The sequence below is a fragment of the Dactylosporangium maewongense genome, assembly GCF_039531485.1.
GTDB lineage: Bacteria > Actinomycetota > Actinomycetes > Mycobacteriales > Micromonosporaceae > Dactylosporangium > Dactylosporangium maewongense.
Genome location: NZ_BAAAQD010000012.1, coordinates 336,089 through 354,839, shown reverse-complemented (window position 1 = coordinate 354,839; position 18,751 = coordinate 336,089). Strand labels below are relative to the sequence as shown.

General features: G+C 71.5%; 12 protein-coding genes and 1 riboswitch. Of the genes, 3 read left to right on the top strand and 9 right to left on the bottom strand.

Annotated elements, in window-relative coordinates; all coding sequences use genetic code 11:
- Positions 1-116: 116 nt before the first annotated feature.
- Positions 117-316: riboswitch (cobalamin riboswitch) on the bottom strand.
- A gap of 274 nt (positions 317-590) precedes the next feature.
- Positions 591-3,329 carry a beta-L-arabinofuranosidase domain-containing protein gene (locus ABD332_RS29885; protein ID WP_344505649.1) on the top strand — a complete coding sequence of 913 codons (2,739 nt, stop codon included), beginning with the start codon at positions 591-593 and terminating at the stop codon, positions 3,327-3,329.
- 48 nt (positions 3,330-3,377) lie between these two features.
- Here ABD332_RS29885 and ABD332_RS29880 read toward each other — a convergent pair whose 3' ends face one another.
- Complete coding sequence (locus ABD332_RS29880; protein WP_344505648.1) at positions 3,378-3,875, bottom strand: HIT family protein; 498 nt, start codon at positions 3,873-3,875, stop codon at positions 3,378-3,380.
- A 150-nt stretch (positions 3,876-4,025) separates the two neighbouring features.
- On the opposite strand from ABD332_RS29880, the gene ABD332_RS29875 reads away from it, so the two are divergent.
- A complete protein-coding gene (locus tag ABD332_RS29875; protein WP_344505647.1) occupies positions 4,026-5,081 on the top strand; it encodes a DUF2855 family protein in 1,056 nt (351 codons plus the stop codon).
- Between the two features lie 376 nt (positions 5,082-5,457).
- Here ABD332_RS29875 and ABD332_RS29870 read toward each other — a convergent pair whose 3' ends face one another.
- From ABD332_RS29870 to ABD332_RS29855, 4 genes are all read right to left on the bottom strand, one after another.
- Positions 5,458-6,375 carry a Ppx/GppA phosphatase family protein gene (locus tag ABD332_RS29870; protein ID WP_344505646.1) on the bottom strand — a complete coding sequence of 306 codons (918 nt, stop codon included), beginning with the start codon at positions 6,373-6,375 and terminating at the stop codon, positions 5,458-5,460.
- 112 nt (positions 6,376-6,487) lie between these two features.
- Complete coding sequence (locus ABD332_RS29865; protein WP_344505645.1) at positions 6,488-6,868, bottom strand: VOC family protein; 381 nt, start codon at positions 6,866-6,868, stop codon at positions 6,488-6,490.
- A 5-nt stretch (positions 6,869-6,873) separates the two neighbouring features.
- On the bottom strand, positions 6,874-8,061 hold the full coding sequence (locus ABD332_RS29860; protein WP_344505644.1) for a HEAT repeat domain-containing protein: 1,188 nt from the start codon (positions 8,059-8,061) through the stop codon (positions 6,874-6,876).
- A gap of 36 nt (positions 8,062-8,097) precedes the next feature.
- Positions 8,098-9,009, bottom strand: a complete 912-nt coding sequence (locus ABD332_RS29855) for a phytanoyl-CoA dioxygenase family protein (RefSeq protein ID WP_344505643.1) — start codon at positions 9,007-9,009, stop codon at positions 8,098-8,100.
- Positions 9,010-9,233: 224 nt separating this feature from the next.
- Here ABD332_RS29855 and ABD332_RS29850 point away from each other — a divergent pair, with 224 nt between their 5' ends.
- Positions 9,234-11,426: a discoidin domain-containing protein gene (locus ABD332_RS29850; protein WP_344505642.1), complete on the top strand. Its 2,193-nt coding sequence runs from the start codon at positions 9,234-9,236 to the stop codon at positions 11,424-11,426.
- Positions 11,427-11,605: 179 nt separating this feature from the next.
- Here ABD332_RS29850 and ABD332_RS29845 read toward each other — a convergent pair whose 3' ends face one another.
- The 4 genes from ABD332_RS29845 to ABD332_RS29830 all read right to left on the bottom strand — a co-directional run bounded on the left by ABD332_RS29845 (position 11,606) and on the right by ABD332_RS29830 (position 18,742).
- A complete protein-coding gene (locus ABD332_RS29845) occupies positions 11,606-13,615 on the bottom strand; it encodes an MMPL family transporter (protein ID WP_344505641.1) in 2,010 nt (669 codons plus the stop codon).
- Between the two features lie 84 nt (positions 13,616-13,699).
- Positions 13,700-14,464: an aminotransferase class IV gene (locus ABD332_RS29840; protein ID WP_344505640.1), complete on the bottom strand. Its 765-nt coding sequence runs from the start codon at positions 14,462-14,464 to the stop codon at positions 13,700-13,702.
- Positions 14,415-15,926 carry a chemotaxis protein CheW gene (locus ABD332_RS29835; protein WP_344505639.1) on the bottom strand — a complete coding sequence of 504 codons (1,512 nt, stop codon included), beginning with the start codon at positions 15,924-15,926 and terminating at the stop codon, positions 14,415-14,417. The genes ABD332_RS29840 and ABD332_RS29835 overlap by 50 nt, the downstream gene beginning before the upstream one ends.
- Positions 15,923-18,742, bottom strand: coding sequence for a methyl-accepting chemotaxis protein (locus ABD332_RS29830; protein ID WP_344505638.1), 2,820 nt, complete (start codon positions 18,740-18,742; stop codon positions 15,923-15,925). The genes ABD332_RS29835 and ABD332_RS29830 overlap by 4 nt, the downstream gene beginning before the upstream one ends.
- Between the last annotated feature and the right edge of the window lie 9 nt (positions 18,743-18,751).

The following is an 18,751-nucleotide window of genomic DNA, read 5'->3' as shown; positions in this document are numbered from 1 at the left end:
TCGCGGGGACGCCGAACGGCGCGCACGGCGGGTCGCCCGTCCGTGAACCGTTCATGGTGGCGTCGGCCGTCCCGCGCGGCCTCGAAGCCGCCACGCACGGGGCGTGCGTGGCGCGCTGGCAGGTCTTCGGACTCGCGGGCGTGACCACGGATGGTCGCCTACTGGCCGTCACTTCCCAGGCCGGATGGCCCAGTGTGCTCGACGGCGGTCGTTCCCACTCACCGCTGCGGGGCAGTCCCGGACTCGCACCGGGTTCCCTCTTGCCTCGACCCGGCCCCGCTGGGGGACCGGCTCGAACCAGCTGCGTCGAGCACCATATCTAGGGTCGCCGAAAAATGCACACACCACATGTCGGTGCGGCGTGTTGTGATCTTCACATTCCGCGGCCGGCTGTCCCGTGACAGCCGTGCCGACGTGTCGTGTGCCCGGCCCGTGCCCTTGAAGGTTGCCGATTCCTCTGGCAGTCTCGTCATGCCGCCGCGATGTTAGCGCTCACTTCACCCGCCAGTCATGAGGTGCGGACGCGTCGCACAAGCATGTTAACGCTCACACATCCAACGCCCGCCGTCACGGTCGAAAGGATCAACCCCATGCCTCACCCCAGCGTCAGCCGCCGCCGGCTGCTGCAGACCACCGGCGCCGTCGCCGCCGCCTCGGCGGCCGCGCCCCTGCTAGGCGCCCCGACCGCCGCGGGCGCCGCCCTCGCCCCGGCCCGCGCCGACATCGGCGTCTCGGCCTACGCGTTCGACCTCGGGCAGGTGCGGCTGAGCACCGGCCGCTTCCTGGACAACCAGAACCGGACCCTGGCCTACCTGCGCTTCGTCGACGTCAACCGGCTCGTCTACAACTTCCGTGCCAACCACCGGCTGTCCACCGCCGGCGCCGCCGCGACCGGCGGCTGGGACGCGCCGACCTTCCCGTTCCGCACCCACATGCAGGGCCACCTGCTGACCGCCTGGGCCCAGGCCTACGCGGTGCTCGGCGACACCACCTGCCGCGACAAGGCCAACGCCATGGTCGCCGCGATGGCCGCCTGCCAGGCCAACAACGCCGCCGCCGGCTTCAGCACCGGCTACCTGTCCGGCTTCCCGGAGTCCGACTTCACCGCCCTGGAGGCCGGCACCCTCAGCAACGGCAACGTTCCCTGGTACTGCATCCACAAGACCCTCGCCGGGCTGCTGGACGTGTGGCGGTACATCGGCAGCACCCAGGCGCGTGACGTGCTCCTCGCCCTCGCGGGCTGGGCCGACTGGCGCACCGGCCGGCTCAGCGCGAGCCAGATGCAGACCACGCTGGGCGTCGAGTTCGGCGGCATGAACGCGGTCCTCACCGACCTGTACCAGCAGACCGGCGACGCGCGCTGGCTCACCGCGGCCCAGCGCTTCGACCACGCGGCCGTGTTCAACCCGCTCGCGTCCAACACCGACCAGCTCAACGGGCTGCACGCCAACACCCAGGTGCCGAAGTGGATCGGCGCCGCCCGCGAGTACAAGGCGACCGGCACCACCCGGTACCGCGACATCGCCGTCAACGCCTGGAACATCACCGTCAACGCCCACACGTACGTCATCGGCGGCAACAGCCAGGCGGAGCACTTCCGCGCCCCCAACGCCATCGCCTCCTACCTGGCCAACGACACGTGCGAGCAGTGCAACACGTACAACATGCTGAAACTCACCAGAGAGCTCTGGCTGCTCGACCCGAACAACGCCGCCTACTTCGACTTCTACGAGCGGGCGCTGCTCAACCATCTCATCGGCGCGCAGAACCCCGCCGACAGCCACGGCCACATCACCTACTTCACCGGCCTGCAGGCGGGCGCCCGGCGCGGCGTCGGCCCGGCGTGGGGCGGCGGCACGTGGAGCACCGACTACGACAGCTTCTGGTGCTGCCAGGGCACCGGCGTCGAGACCAACACGAAGCTGATGGACTCCATCTACTTCTCCAACGGCACCACGCTGACGGTGAACCTGTTCGTGCCGTCGGTGCTCACCTGGAGCCAGCGCGGGATCACGGTCACGCAGACCACCACGTATCCGGTCAGCGACACCACCACGCTGCAGGTCACCGGCAGCGTCGGCGGCTCCTGGACCATGCGGATCCGCATCCCGTCGTGGACCTCGGGCGCGACCGTCAGCGTCAACGGCACCGCGCAGAGCATCGCGACCACACCCGGCACGTACGCGTCGCTGACCCGGTCGTGGACGTCCGGCGACACCGTCACCGTCCGCCTGCCGATGGCCGTGGCGGTCCGGCCCACCAACGACAACGCCAACGTCGTCGCCGTCACCTACGGCCCGGTCGTCCTCGCCGGCAACTACGGCAACACCGCGCTGTCCTCGCTGCCCGCCCTCACCACCTCGTCGGTGACCCGCACCGGCAGCGGCTCGCTCGCCTTCACCGCCACCGCCAACGGCACGAACGTCGGCCTGGGCCCGTTCCAGGACGCGCACGGCTTCAACTACACCGTCTACTGGAGCGCCAACGGCGCATCCTCCGTGCCGAACTACCGGCTGGTCAACGCCGCCAGCGGCCTGGTGCTCGGCGTGCAGAACATGTCCACCGCCGACGGCGGCCTGGCACTGCAGTGGACCGACAACGGCACCGCCGACCACAACTGGGAGCTCGTCGTCGACGGCACCGCCGTCCGCCTCCGCAACCTCAACAGCGGTAAGGTGCTCGGCATCCAGAACATGTCCACTGCCGCGGACGCCGTCGCCCTGCAGTGGGCCGACAACGGCACCGCCGACCACCGCTGGACGATCGTCGACAACGGCGACGGCAACCACAAGCTCCGCAACGTCAACAGCGGCCTGGTCCTGGGCATCCTGGGCAACTCGACCGCCAACGGCGGCCAGGCCGTCCAGACCGCCGACGACGGCAGCACCGACAACCTGTGGCGGCTGCTGCCCGGCGGCGCCCGCCGCATCCAGAACCTCGGCAGCGGCCTCGTCCTCGGCGTCACCAACATGTCCACGGCAAGCGGCGCCCTCGTCCTGCAGTGGGGCGACACCGGCACCGCCGACCACCTGTGGACCGCGGTCGCCGACACCGGCGGCTACATCCGTCTCCGCAACGCCAACAGCGGCCTCGTCCTCGGCGTCGAGAACGCCGGCACCGCCAACGGCGCCAGAGCCGTCCAACTCGACGACACCTCGTCCTCCGATCGGCGTTGGCGGCTGCGGTACGGCGCGAACGGCTACTTCCGCATCCAGGCCGCGAACGGCGGCCGGGTCCTCGGCGTCAACGGCGCCTCCACCGCCCAGGGCGCCCAGGTCCTCATCTGGGACGACAACGGCACCAACGACCACCTCTGGCGCTTCATCTGACCGTGGCCGTGCGTGGCCGGTGCACGTGCCGGCCACGCACGCCACGCGTCAGCGATCGAGCGCGCCGCCGGTGGCCGACCCGAAGTACGCGCGGAGCTTGTCCGCGTACGGCCGCCGCTGCTCAGCCGGGGCGAAATCCTTCTCCGGGTGGGTGAAGTAGAGGTCGTCGCCGGCGTACCGCGGAAACACATGGACGTGGTAGTGCCACCTGTCCTGGTTCCCGGCCGGCTCGTTGTGCTGACGCACCGAGGTCCCGTCGCAGCCGTACGTCCGCCGGACCGCGATCGCGACCTCGCGGACCAGGTCGTGGACCGCGTGACCGTAGCGGGACGGCAGGTCGTACAGGTTCTCGTGGTGCTCGTTCGGCACGACCAGCACGTGACCGTGGTTCTTCGGCCACCACCGCGGCGACACGAACGCGATGGCCAACTCGTCGCGCCGCACGACGTCCTCCTGCGTCCGCCGTTCGTCCCCGCCGCCCGCCACCAGCCGGCAGAAGGGGCACTCGTAGTCGTCCGGCGCGTGGTTGAACATGACACCCCTCACGGTCGGCAGGACACGGAGATCATTCTTCCAGCGTCGCATGTGGTTTCCGCCTCACCACCACCCGTGTCGCGGGCATCCGGGGCGGCCGGATGGCTGATCTCACCCGGCGCCCCGTTGCCCGCCGGCGCCGCGGTTCGTACCGTCGCGGCCATGACCGCCTGGACCCTCGCCGTCGCCCGTGACGACCTCGCCCGGACCGTGCTCGCCGAAGGGCCGGTGCCGGACCTGGCCGGCGGTGAGGCGCTGCTGCGGGTCGACCGGGTCGGCATGACGGCCAACAACGTCACCTACGCCGTGCTCGGCGAGTCGATGCGCTACTGGGAGTTCTTCCCGCATCGCGACCCCGGCCTGGGACTGGTGCCGCTGTGGGGCTTCGCGGAGGTGGCGGCGTCGACGGTTCCGGGTGTCGAGCCCGGCCAGCGCGTGTACGGCTACCTGCCACCCGCCAGTCACCTCGTCGTGCGGCCGGTGCGGATCGACGGGACCGGGTTCCGCGACGGTGCCGGGCACCGGGCCGCGCTGCCGTCGCCGTACAACGCGTACCGCCTGACCACGGGCGACCCGGTGTACCGCGCCGACCAGGAGGACCTGCTGGTGCTGTTCCGGCCGCTGTTCTTCACCTCGTTCATGCTCGCCGACCAGCTGCTGGACAACGACTGCCACGGAGCGGCCGCCGTCCTGCTGTCCTCGGCGTCGAGCAAGACCGCCTACGCCGCCGCGTTCGAACTGCGGGGCCGCGGCGCTCGCGTGATCGGGCTGACCTCGCCGGGCAATGTCGCCTTCACCGGGTCGCTCGGCTGCTACGACCAGGTCGTGTCCTACGACGACGTCGCCACGCTCGACGCGGTGCCCGCCGTCTACCTGGACCTGTCCGGATCGCCCGCCACCCGGGCGGCGGTCCGCGCCCACTTCGGCGACCGGCTCGTCCGCGACGTGGCGGTCGGGCTCACCGCCCAGATCCCGAACGCCGACGCCGCCGGCCAGGTCTTCTTCGCCCCCGACCAGATGCGCAAGCGGACCGCCGACTGGGGCCGCGAGGGCCTCGACCGCCGCTTCGCCGAGGCGTGGCGCCGTTTCGCCGCGGCCGCCGCCGGCTGGGTCGACGTCGAGACCGGCGAGGGCCCGGAGGCGCTGCGCACAGCCTGGCTCGACGTGCTCGCCGGCCGCGCCGCCCCCCGCTCCGGCCGGATCGTCCGCCTTACATGACCCCACCGCCAACCCGATCCCACCGGGAGGCGCCCGAAGGAACCAGGCCAGACACGGGACAGCGGTGCCTCGATCTCACCGCCCGCGGGTCTGTCGCCCCGGACCCGCTGCTCCGACCTGACCACCTGTGCCTCTGACTGCGATGCCTCTGATCCCGGGTGCTCTGACCGCCTCGGCCTCTGCTCGCTGGGCGCTCCGGTCTCGGGAGGCTGTGGTCGCGGGAGTCTGATCGGGTCCGCCGCTGGCCGGCCTCGGCCCCTTGACCGCGGCGGCTTCTGATCGCCTCGGGCGTCCGGCCGGGGCTTCTGACCGCGGCTGGCCGTCCGACCAGCGACCCAAACCGGCGCAGGCGCCTGACACCGGGAAGCCCGGCCGGTCAGGAGCGGGACAGCTCCGTGATGCGGCGGAGCAGGAGGCCTTCGCGCAGGGCCCAGGGGCAGACGTCGACGTGGTCGATGTCGAGGGCTTCCATCGTGGCGGCGGCGATGACCGCGCCGGCGAGGAGCTGGCGGGAGCGGCTCGCGGCGACGCCGGGCAGGGCGGCGCGCTCCTCGGGGCGCATCGCGGTGAGCCGGGGGATCCAGTCGTGCAGGCCGCGCAGCGTGAGCCGGCCCTCGGCGCCCGCGACCCTGGCGAGCTGCTTGAACGTCTTCGACGTCGCGACCTGCAGCGCGCCGGCGGGCACGGCCGACGCATACGGCCGGACGGAGCGCAGCACGTGCCGGTGGACGGCCTCGACGTCGCGGCGGCGGGCGGGATGGCAGGGGAGCATGGTGCGGGTGATGCGGGCCGCGCCGAGGGGCAGCGACACCGCGAACCCGGGCTGCTCGCCGGATCCGGCCGCGATCTCGGTCGTCGCGCCGCCGATGTCGAGCAGGAGCAGCGGGGCGGCGGGTGCGCCGGGCGCGCCGGAGGAGTCGCCGAGCCAGCGCCGGACGGCGAGGAACGTCACGCGGGCCTCGTCCTCGCCGCTGAGCGAGCGCAGCTCGATGCCGGTGACCTCGCGGACCCGGTCGCGGATCTCCTCGACGTTGGTGGCGTCGCGGATCGTCGCCGTGGCGAGGGGGATCAGGTCGGTGACGGCGTGCCGGCGGGACGCGTCGACGGTCTCGGTGATGGCGGACACCAGCCGGTCCACGGCCTCGTCGGACAGCGCACCGTCCGCGTCGACGGAGTCGGCGAGCAGCGTCGGCGCCTTGAGCCGGAACACCGACTGCGGCGGGCCTCCCGGGTGGGCGTCAACCACGTGCAGGTGCGCGGTGTTGGAGCCCACGTCAAGCACGGCCAATCGCATCGGCTCCCCCTTCTCCCCGCGCGAACTCGCCCGGTACCCCGTCATTGTCCCACCGAAACATCACAACCCTGTTGCCGGCAACAGTCAGATCCGCGGCAGCGTCCACTGTGGACTACGTCGAAGGAACGTGACCCAGATTCACGATGCAGAACCGGTTCCCGTCAGGGTCGGCGAGCACCACGAAGTCGGGGTCGGCCGGAAAGCTGTCCCAGTCCACACGGGACGCGCCGAGCGACTCCAGCCGCGCCGCCTCGGCCGACTGCTGCGCGGCGTCGGCGACGTGCAGGTCCAGGTGGATCCGCGGGTGGGCCTGCGGGGGAGTGACGTTGCGCTGCAGCGCGATCGGCGTGCCGACGCCGTCCGGTGGCACCAGGATCGTCGCGGCACCACCGAACCCGGTCTCGTGCCGACGGTACCCCACCGCCTCCTGCCAGAAGCGGGTGGCCCGCGCCACGTCGTCGACGCCGAGGACGATCGCACCAACTGTCAGCATCCGCGTCATTGTGCCAGCCGCGTCGAGGCGACCCAGCGCACCGTGGGGTCGTTGTCGCTCATGTACCGCCGGAGCACCGGCCCCGCCGCGACCCGGTCCAGGTGGCTGAGGATGACGGCGACCCGCTGCCGCACGACGGGGTCGGGGTCGTCGGCGAGGCCGAGCACCAGCGGCGCCCACCGGCCCCGGTCCCGGGTCGCGAACAGCGCGCTCACGGCCTCCGCCCGCACCGTCGCCACGTCGTCGCGCAGCAGCTCCGCGAGTCGCCGCGCCGCCAGGGGGTCGGCGTCGACGGCCGCGCCGAGGGCCTTGGCGGCGGAGAGCCGGTTGCCGGGCGAGGGATCGGCGGCGAGCGCCAGGAGTGGGTCGAGGTCGTCGAGGCGGGCGAGCGCGGCGCGGGCGTGTTCGCGGACGGAGCGTTCGGTGTCGTCGGCGAGGCGGCGCAGCAGGGTCACCGCGGCGGCTCCGCCGAGCCGGCCGAGCGCGTTCGCCACCGCCGCCCGCACCTGCGGCGACGGGTCGTCGGCGGCCGGGGTGAGGTCGGTGACGGCGCCGGGCCGCCCGGACCGTCGCAGCGACTCGACCGCCGCCGCCCGGGTCTCCTCGAACGGGCTGCGCAGCGCCTCGACCAGTGCCGCGTACGCCGCGTCGTGCCGCACCGCGAGGTCGAGCTGCCCGGCGGCGCTCAACCGGACCGACCGGTCCGTTTCGTGGAGGGCCGCGGCGAGCAGGTCGATGTCCTTCGGGCCCGGCAGGTGCCCGAAGGCGTGCAGCCCGACCCGCCGCCGCTCGACGGTGCCGTCGGTGGCGTACTCGGTCACCAGCCGGCGCCCGCGCGAGGGGTCGGCCCGCAGCAGCTCGGCGATGGTGTTGTCCAGGTCCACCTGGCTGTCGCAGAGGTCGTGGGTCGCGGCCTCCAGCAGCGCCGGCAGCGCGTCCGGGCCGGCGATCGCCGCGAGCACCGAGGCGATCAGGTCCCGGCCGGCGGGGTTGCCCTCGTCGAGGAACCGGGCGAGGTGCGCGTGCAGCTCCGGCACCAGCGAGGTGTCGCCGGACCCGGCCAGCGCGTCCAGGGCCGCCGCCAGGGCGCCGGCCTCTACGGGATCGGCGTCCAGCGGGCCGTTCGTGAGCTCCGCGAACTCGGCGGCGGCGTGGCGGAGCACGGTGGCGAGGGCGGCCCGGGTGTCGGTCACCCGCACCACCCTGCCACAACGGGGGTGGGTCGCGCGTCAGGCCTTCGGGGCCTCGAAGACGAGCATCGCGTCCGCCGGGGGCTCGCCGTAGATGGAGCGGACGGTGGCCTCGTCGAAGCGGGTCTCGTCGGCGACGTTGACGAAGTCGCGGATCGCGGTGCCGGTGCAGTACGTGTCGGCGAGCGGCGCGCCGCGGCGGGCGACGACGTCGGGGACGTGCACGGTGCGGAAGTCGACGCTGTAGCGGGCGAGGCCCGACGTGTTCGGGGTCGACCGGTGCAGGTGGGCGCCGGAGAACAGCAGCACCTGGCCGGGCGCGGGCAGCACGACCAGCTCGTTGGGCGGGTTGTGGTCGGTGGCGCCGGGGCGGACCTGGGCCTCCCGCTTGACCGACGCGGCGGTGGTGAGCCGGCCGACGTTGTTGGCGTAGTAGTCGAAGTCGCCGGAGTTGTTGGCGACCGGCGCGTTGAAGCGGTCGAGGTCGAAGGACATCGCGTTGGTGTCGCGGGCCGGGAAGATCGGCAGCCACCAGTTGAGCTGCTGGTTGGGCGCGGAGTACCAGACGTCGCGGTGCCACGGGAAGGCGAACGCGACGCCGGTGGTCAGGTGGCCGACAGGGAACGACGTGCGGGGCTTCGGCACGTCGAAGTGGGTCTCCTCGGCGGTGAAGCCGGCCTCCTCGATGATGTTGCGGACCAGCTTCTTGGACCGCTCGTCGTGGATGAACCGCGGCTTCCACGGCCCGAGCAGGGTGGCCATCGCGGCCGGCTCGAAGTGCTCGTGGGCGTGCTCCGGGTCGTGCGGCGCGAAGAGCTCGGTCAGCTGCTGCCGGGCGTGGTCGACGAACTTCGCCACGGACGGCAGCTTCGTCATGACCAGAAGGTGACCGTCATACAGGCGTTGGCGGAGCACCTCGGGCGTTGCCTGCAGGTCGACGTGAACGGCCATCTGTCTTCCTCCCCGGAGAAGCATTCGCAGGTGAGCGTAGGCATCCGCCGCGCCGAGTGACACCCGGGTCCCCATCTCGGTGCCGGTTCGTCAGGTTTCTGACTCAACGTGACCGGCGAAGATCGATTTTGGCAAGTGGATGGCAAACGATTGCCGTCGCCGTCGGGGCGTCACTACCGTCCGAGGCACATGTCCCCACCCCGCCAACCGAGGGAGATGCATCAATGCCCCATGCCCCCAGCAGGGCGGCGAAAGCCCTGCTCAGTGCGGTGCTCATGCTCGGCGGCACGGTCGCCGTCATCGGTGCCACCGCGGGCGCGGCGCACGCCGCCTGCGGCACGACCAACGTCGCGCTCAACAAGCCCGCCACCTCCTCGTCCAACGAGAACGGCAACCTGACCCCCAACAAGGCCGTCGACGGCAACACCGCGACCCGGTGGTCCAGCGCCTTCAGTGACCCGCAGTGGTTGCAGGTCGACCTCGGCGCGGTCACCGACGTCTGCCAGGTCGTCATCACCTGGCAGACGTCCTACGCCAGGGCGTTCAGCGTCGAGGTGTCGCCGACCGGCGCGGCCGGCAGCTGGACCTCGATCTACTCGACCACCACCAGCACAGGCGGCACGCAGACGCTCACCGTCAGTGGCAGTGGCCGCTACCTGCGCGTGTACGGCACGCAGCGGGCCAACAACTACGGCTACTCCATCAAGGAGCTCGCGGTCTACAGCGGCACGCCGGTCGACCCGCCGGTCTGCCCGACGCCGCCGCCGGCGAACCCGACCCTGCCGCCGAACTTCATCGTGTTCGACCCGTCGATGCCGGCGAGCACCATCCAGGCCCGCGTCGACGAGGTCTTCACGGCGCAGGAGTCCAACCAGTTCGGTGCGCAGCGCTACGTGCTGGCGTTCCAGCCCGGCACGTACAGTGGCATCAACGTCAACACGGGCTTCTACACCTCCGTGATCGGCCTGGGTCGCGACCCGGACGACGTCGTCATCAACGGCGACGTGACGGTGGACGCGGGCTGGTTCGGCGGCAACGCGACGCAGAACTTCTGGCGCTCGATCGAGAACCTGTCGATCGTGCCGAGCAACGCCAACAACGGTGACCGGTGGGCGGTGGCGCAGGCCGCGCCGATGCGGCGGGTGCACATCCGCGGCAAGCTCAACCTGGCCCCCAACGGCTACGGCTGGGCCAGCGGCGGCTACATCGCCGACAGCAAGATCGACGGCAGCGTCGGGCCGTATTCGCAGCAGCAGTGGTACACCCGCGACAGCTCGATCGGCGGCTGGGTCAACGGCGTGTGGAACATGGTGTTCTCCGGCGTGCAGGGCGCCCCGGCGAACAGCTTCCCGAGCCCGCCCTACACCGTCCTGCCCACCACCCCGGTGATCCGGGAGAAGCCCTACCTGTACCAGTCGGGCGGCGCCTACAACGTGTTCGTGCCGAACCTGCGCACCAACGCGGCCGGCACCACCTGGTCGGGCGGCTCGACGCCGGGCACGTCGATCCCGCTGAGCAGCTTCTACGTCGTGCAGCCCGGCGCGACCGCCACGTCGATCAACGCGGCCCTCGCCTGTGGCCGGCACCTGTTCTTCACCCCGGGCATCTACCACCTGAACCAGACGCTCAACGTGACCAACCCCAACACGGTCATCCTGGGTGAGGGGTACCCGACACTCATCCCGGACAACGGGGTCAACGCGATGACCGTCGCCGACGTCGACGGGGTGAAGATCGCCGGGGTGCTCTTCGACGCCGGCACGGCCAACTCCGACACGCTGCTCACGATCGGTCCGGCCGGCTCGGGCGCGAGCCACGCCACCAACCCGACCACCGTGCAGGACGTGTTCTTCCGCATCGGCGGCGCCGGCCCCGGCAAGGCGACCAACAGCCTGGTGGTCAACTCCGACAACACGATCATCGACCACATCTGGGCCTGGCGCGCCGACCACGGCGCCGGTGTGGGCTGGACCGTCAACACCGCCGACACCGGGCTGATCGTCAACGGCGACGACGTCTCCGCCTACGGCCTGTTCGTCGAGCACTACCAGAAGGACGAGGTGGTCTGGAACGGCCAGGGCGGCCGGACGATCTTCTTCCAGAACGAGATGCCGTACGACCCGCCGAGCCAGTCCGCCTGGCGGACCGGGGCGCGCGGCTACGCCGCGTACAAGGTGGCGAACAGTGTGACGACCCACGAGGCGTGGGGGATGGGCAGCTACTGCAACTTCAACGTGGACTCCACGATCGTCGCCGAGCACGGCTTCGAGACCCCGGTCACCGCCGGCGTGAAGTTCCACGACCTGCTCACGGTCTCACTCGGCGGCAAGGGCACGATCGCCCACGTCATCAACACCACCGGCGGCCCGGCGCAGGGGCAGAACACGGTCCCCGTGTACCTGGTCAGCTTCCCGTGACCGATTTCTGTTAACACCGTTTGACATTTCCGCTCCATCGACGTACAACACTGTGAGAGCGCTCTCAGCAGGCTTGCCCGGGTCGGCCGCCACCGGCCCGGGCAGGTTCCTCATGACCGCGCAGACAGGGCCCGTCCGGCATGGGAGCGCCGGGCGGGCCCATTCAAGTCGGGTCAGGCCTACCTTGTCGCTGCCGCCGCCGGTGTACGGACGTCCTCCTGGACGGCGGTGACCGCGGGCGGGACCCGGCCGGGCCACCAGGCGGCCTTCCCGAGCAGGGTCATCGTCGCCGGGACCAGCAGCATCCGGACCACGGTCGCGTCCAGCACGATCGCCACGACCAGGCCCAGGCCGATCTCCCGGATCGGGGCGAACCCGCCGACCAGGAACCCGGCGAACACCACCACGAGCAGCAGCGCCGCCGACGTGACGATCCGGCCGGTCTCCTGCAGCCCGACCGCCACCGACCGGCGGGAGTCCGCGCCGGTGAGCCGGTGCTCGCGGATGCGGGCGAGCAGGAACACCTCGTAGTCGACCGACAGGCCGAACGCGATCGCCGCCACCAGGACCGGCACGGTCAGGTCGATCATGCCGAGGTCGCCGCGCTCCTGGAACACCAGCGTCACCACGCCCAGCGCCGCGCCGATGCTCAGGACGCTGGTGACGACCGCCTTCACCGGCAGCAGGACCGACCGGGTGAACGCGGCCAGCAGCGCGATCGTCGCCGCGACCACCACCAGCGCGGCGATCGGGCCGTAGTCGGCCAGCATCCCCCGGTAGTCGACGAGCTGGGCCGCGGCGCCGGTCACGAGCACCTCGAACGGCGCCGGCACGTCCCGCACCGCGTTCACCGTCGCCCGGCCCTCCGGGGTCTCGGGGCGGTGGGCGGGCGCGGCCCGTACCAGAGCGACCGTCGCCGACAGGGGTTCGACCTCGACCTTCGTCACGCCCGGGACCGCCCGGACGCGCTCGGCGAACTGCAGCGTCGACGGGTCGGTGGCGGAGGCGCGGACCACGGCGACGATGTCGCCCGGCCCGACGAGCTCGGGGAAGTGCGCGGCCAACTGGTCGTGCTGCTGCCGGGTCTGCGTCGAGGCCGGCAGCGCCCGCGCGTCGCTGTTGCCCAGGCGCATGTCCAGGGCCGGGACGGCCAGGGCGAGCAGCCCGGCCGCGGTCACCACGGTGGTCAGCAGCGGCCGGCGCTGCACGGCGACCGCGATCCTGCCGAAGACGCCGTCGCCCGCTCGGGGCTTCGCGGGCTTGACCCGCCGGCCGACGAGCGCCAGCACCGCCGGCAGCAGCGTGAGCACCGCGACCATGTTGACCAGCACGACGCCCGTACCGGCGAGACCCATCGACCGCAGGAACGCGTCGGGGAACACGGCGAGCCCCAGCAGGCTGGCGGCGACCGTCAGGCCGGTGACCGCGATCGTGCGGCCCGCCTTGTCCACGGCCGCGGCGAGCGCCTCCTTGACGTCGCCGGTGTTCGCGCGCTCGGTCCGGAAGCGGCTGATCAGCAGCAGCCCGTAGTCGACGGCGAGACCGACGCTGAGCATCGTGGCGACCTGGATCGCGTAGACGGAGATGTCGGTGCCGAAGCTGAGCGCGTAGAGCAGCCCGAACGTGCCGCCGATCCCGGCGAGCGCGACCAGCAGCGGCATCGCCCCGGCGAGCAGCCCGCCGAACACCACCACGAGCAGCACCAGCACGACCGGCATCGTGTAGAGCTCGGCCCGCTGCACGTCGGACTGGGCCTGCCCGCCGAACTCCGCGTCGGTGAGCATCCCGCCGGTGACGGTCACGTCCGCCGACCGCAGCCGGTCCGCGACCTTCTGCGCCACGACGGCGTCCTTGACCGTCACCTGCAGCAGCGTCGCCTGACCGTCGGTGGCCGGCAGCGGCGCACCGACCTGGCTGACCCCGTCGAACCCCTGCACGTCGGCGAGCGCCGCCGTCAGGTCCACCCCACCGGTCGCCACCACCGTCAGCTGCGCCGGCTGCGGCCCGGCGGCCTCGTCCCGCAGCTTCAGGGCCCGCTCGGTCTCCGACCCGGGCACGGTCGCGACCTGCGCGGTCAGCTTCATGAACACCCCGCCGCCGACGCCGAACCCCACGGCGACGACCGCCACCCAGAACACGATGACCATCACGGGCCGGCGCAACGCCAGCGCTGTCAACATCCGGAACATGCCGACGATATTGGTCGCGGTGACCGTGCCGGCACCTCGCCGTGGGGAGCGGTCTTCGCCCTCCCTCTCAGGAGTGAGGCGGCGTCAGAGCTCGTCCCAGGGGACGTCCTGCAGCGTCTGCCGTACGCCGGCCATGAGGGCCTCGTCGACGGCGAAGACGTGCTCGTCGACGGCTGAGACGGCGGCGACGCCGATGGAGTTGGTGACGAACGCGGCGGTGTAGAGCGGCAGGTCCTCGAGGGTGACGGTGGCGCGGCGGGAGGGCAGGAGCGGTTCGAGGAGCTGCATCGTGATGCCCGGCAGCGCGGGGGCGTCCGGCCAGACGACGTGCGTGCCGTCGAAGAACGCGATGTTGTGGACCGCCGCCTCGGTGATCTCGCCCTCGGGGGTGGTGAGCAGCGCGTCGTCGAAGCCGTGCTCGACCGCGGCCCTGCCCCAGTAGATCTGGCCGAAGCCGCCGAGGTGCTTGATGTGCGCGACCGGGCGCTGGTACGGCACGGACATCAGCCGCAGCGGCGTGGGTGACGGGTAGGCGGGCGGGCGGACGGCGACGAGCACCGACAGCGGGCCGCCCGGGCTCGGTTGATAGACGTTGACCCGCACGGCGGCGTCCGGGGTGTCGCGGACGGCGTGGCGCAGCAGCGAGCGGGCGTGCTCCGGCTCCAGGGCGGTGTCGAACAGGGCGAGCGACGCCGACGCGAGGCGGCTCAGGTGCAGGCCGAGGCCCTGCACACGGCCGGAGCGGACCTGCAGCGCGGTCAGGTGCCCGTAGTTGACCAGCGCCGGGAAGTACAGCTCCTCAGGCGTCGGCGAGTGCCCGTCGATCTCCAGCCGGATCAGACCGTCCATGATCGCCCACCATAGTCCGCAGGACCTGCTCCAGATCGATGCGGGGCAGCATCCGGCCGTCGATCTTCACCAGCGGGCTGCCGGCGAGGCTGACGGGCGCGCCGGGGTCGGTGCCGGTCCGGCGCTCCTCCCACGCGGACTCCTCGATGGCGCGCAGCTGCGGCACGATGAAGCCGGCGCGGGCGTCGCCGGCCTCGACGAGCAGCACGCGGGCGGTCGCCTCGTCGACCTCGAGGTGCCCGCCGAGCAGGCCGGTCAGGCAGAACAGCGGCACCGACGCCCGCTGGTGGGTGAAGACGCCGCGCAGCGGGCCGCCGCCGACGAAGGGGATGACGTCGGCGGGGTACGGCACGATCTCGCTGATCTGGGTCAGCGGCGTGGCGAGCTCGACGCCGGCGTCGTACGTGAGGAACTTCCGCACGCTGGTCTCGATCGCGCGGCCGTCGAAGCGCGGGTCGGCCGCCTCGGGGCGCTCGGCGACGCGGGTCACGGGCGGCGCGCCACCGACGGGGGTGCCGAGCGCGGCGATCGTGCCGAGGTCCTCGTCCGCCCGCAGCGCCGCGCCGTCGAGCACCAGGTAGGAGCCGCCCTCCTGGCCGGGCAGGATCCCGATGGCGTGGCCCGCGGCGGGCAGGCCGAACCCGGGCATCGGGAGCACGTCGGCGTCCGGCACGGCGATGATGCTGACCACTTCCGTGACGGCGAACGCGAGCAGGCCCCGCTCGAACGACAGCGACACGCCGCGCTTGACGTCGACCGGGGTGAGCGCGCCGAGGCCCAGCACGGCGAGGGTGTCGACCGTCGGCACGAACCGGTCGCCGAGCTGGACGACGCCGTGGATCGTGGGGCCGTCCAGCGGCGAGGACTTGAGCACCAGCTCCGGCACCACCGAGTGGATGTGCGACACGTCGACGGCCAGGCCGATCTCGCCGCAGCGCAGCAGCATCATCATGCGCCGGCCGCCGGCGGAGATCCCCGCCGCCGCCTGCTGCGCCTGGGCGACCGCGCCGCTCGGCCCGCCGGTGTCGGCGGCGAGGACCATGCCCGGGGTGTGCCTCACCGCGGCGCAGTCCAGGACGCTGACGACGGCGCTGTCGTCGGGCCGCTCGAACGTGCGGCTGAACAGCGGCAGGTCGGCGTTGACGCTGATGTCCAGGTGCGCGTCGTCCTCGATGAGGACGACGCCGCGGACCACGTTGGCGAGCAGGCCGAACACCGACCCGTCGTAGGTGACGACCACGACGACCTCGGCGCCGGTGGCCTCCCGGCGGCCCAGCAGCAGCCGCAGGTCCAGCACCGGGATCACCTGGTGACGCAGGTTGACGGCGCCGACGAGGCCGGGCGCGACGGCGAGCAGCGGGTCGAACGCGGCGGGGCACGGGATCACCTCGCGCAGCTCCGACAGCGGCAGCGCCACCTGCACGTCGGCGACGGTGAACACCCCGTACAGGGTTCCGGTCATGATTGTTCGGTGGGCGCGGCGCCGATCAGGTCGCCGATCAGGGTGTTCACGGTCCTCGACGTCTCCTGCTGGTGGCGGGTCGACGTGACGATCTGGTGGATCGACTCGGAGGTCTTGCCGACGCTGCGCAGGATCTCCTCGAACGCGTCCTGGGCCCGGTGCGCCACCTGCGCGCCCTGGTTGATCCGGGTCGCCGACTCCACGATGAGCCGGCTGATCTCCCGCGCCGACTCCGAGGACCGCTCGGCCAGCTTGCGCACCTCACCGGCGACGACGGAGAACCCGACGCCGTGCTCGCCGGCGCGGGCCGCCTCGATCGAGGCGTTGAACGCCAGCAGGTTCGTCTGCGACGCGATCTCGCCGATGACCTGCACGATCGCCGCGATCTGGTCGGAGGAGCGCTCCATCAGATCGATGGCGTCGATCGACTTGCGCAGCTCCTCGAAGCCGCGCTGCGCGTTGGACTGGGTCTGCCCGGCCAGCTCGCTGGCGTGGCCGGCGTTGCCGACGATCTGCGCGATCGACGTCGACAGGTCGTCGATGGCGCCGCTCATCTCCCTGGTCTTCGTGGTGAGCCGGTGCTCCAGGGTGATCTGCTCGGTGATGTCCTGCGCGTACTTGACGACCTTCACCGGCTCGCCCTTGAGGTTGAAGATCGGGTTGTACGTGGCCTGCAGGAACACGTCGCGGCCGTACTTGCCGACCCGGTGGAACCGGCCCGCGAGGAACTCGCCGCGGCTCAGCCGCAGCCAGAAGTCCCGGTACTCGGGCGAGGTGATGTAGTCCTGGGTGCAGAACATGCTGTGGTGCTGCGTCACGATCTCGCGCAGCGTGTAGCCCATGGTGCGCAGGAAGTTGTCGTTGGCGGTCAGGATGTTGCCCTCGAGGTCGAACTCGGCGACCGCCTGCGCCCGGTCCATCGCGGTGACCTTGCCCTCGAACTCGGCGTTGCGCAGCCGCGACTCCGTCACGTCCGCCGCGAACTTCACGATCTTGTACGGTTGGCCGTCGAGGTCGAGGATCGGGTTGTAGGACGCCTGGATCCAGATCTCCCGGCCGTCCTTGGCGATCCGCTTGTACTCGCCGGTGTCGTACTCGCCGCGCCGCAGCCGTCCCCAGAACTCCTCGTACTGCTCCGAGGCCGCCTCCGCGGGCTCGACGAAGAGCCGGTGATGCTTGCCGCGCAGGTCGTCGATCGTGTAGCCGAACAGGTCCAGGAAGTTGCGGTTGGCGTCCAGGACGACGCCCTTGGGGTCGAACTCGATGACCGCCTGGGCCCGGTTCAACGCCGCCACCTTGCCCTCGAACTCGGCGTTGCGCGACTTTTGCGCGGTGACGTCGGTGGCGTACTTGACGATCTTGTAAGGGTGGCCCTCCAGGTCGAAGATCGGGTTGTACGTCGCCTGCAGCCACACCTCCTTGCCGCCCTTGCCGATCCGCTTGTACTCACCCGCCTGGAACTCGCCGCGCGAGAGGGCCTCCCAGAACACCCGGTACTCGTCGCCGCCGACCTGCGCCGGGTCGACGAACATCCGGTGGTGCCTGCCGCGCACCTCGTCGACGTTGGTGTAGCCGGTGAGGTGCAGGAAGTTGCGGTTCGCGTCGACGATCGTGCCGTCGAGGTCGAACTCGATGACCGCCTGCGCCCGGTCGATCGCGGTGACCTTGCCCTCGTACTCGGCGTTGCGGTGCTTCGATGCGGTGATGTCGGTGGCGTACTTGACGATCTTGTACGGGCGGCCCTCCAGGTCGAGGATCGGGTTGTAGGACGCCTGCAGCCACACCTCCCGGCCGTTCTTGCCGATCCGCCGGTACTCGCCGGCCTCGTAGCGGCCCTTGGCGAGCTTCTGCCAGAAGTTGCGGTAGCCGGTGCCACGGGCCTCGTCCTCGGGGACCAGCATCTTGTGGTGCTGCCCGATCAGCTCGTCGGCGGTGTAGCCGGTGGCGTCGAGGAAGTGCTTGTTGACCTGCCGGATCGTGCCGTCGAGCTCGAACTCGATGACCGCCTGCGCCCGGTCGACCGCGGCGACCTTGCCCTCGAACTCGACCGTACGCAGCTTCTGGTCGGTCACGTCCATCGCGTACTTGATGATCTTGTACGGGCGGCCCTCCAGGTCGAGGATCGGGTTGTAGCTCGCCCGCAGCCACACCTCCCGGCCGCCGCGCCCGACCCGCTTGAACTCCCCGCTCTCCGACTCCCCGCGGACCAGCCGCTCCCAGAACTTGCCGTACTCGGCGCTGTTGGCGAACGCCTCGTCGACGAACATCCGGTGGTGCCTGCCGACCACGTCACCGAGCGAGTAGCCGGTCAGGTTCAGGAAGTTCTCGTTGGCGCCGATGACCTCGCCGTTGAGGTCGAACTCGACCACCGCCTGCGCCCGGTCGACCGCCGTGTAGCGCCCGCGCAGCTCCGCCAGGACGCGCCGGTCGTCGGTGATGTCGTACGCGGTGAGCAGGATCGCGTCCGGCTCCCTGCCCGCGCCGCGCACCGGCCCGCTGTTGAACCGCAGCCACCGCTGCCGCCCGCCGCTGTCGACGATCGACGTCACCTGCTCCAGGAACCGCCCCGCCCGCGCGCTGTCCAGGAGCTGGTCCATGATCTGCGACTGCAGGTGCCAGACCTCCTCCAGCCGCTTGCCGGCCAGGTCCGCCGGCGGCAGGTCGGTCGTCTCCAGCACCCGGTCGTTCACGGACACGACCGTGCCGTTCTTCGCGTTCAGCACCACGATCATGCGTTCCTGCACCAGCAGGCTCAGTGATGCCTCCGCGAGCGCCGGCGTGTGGCTGTCGTTCACGAGGCTGATCGGTTCCGGCACGGTTGCTCC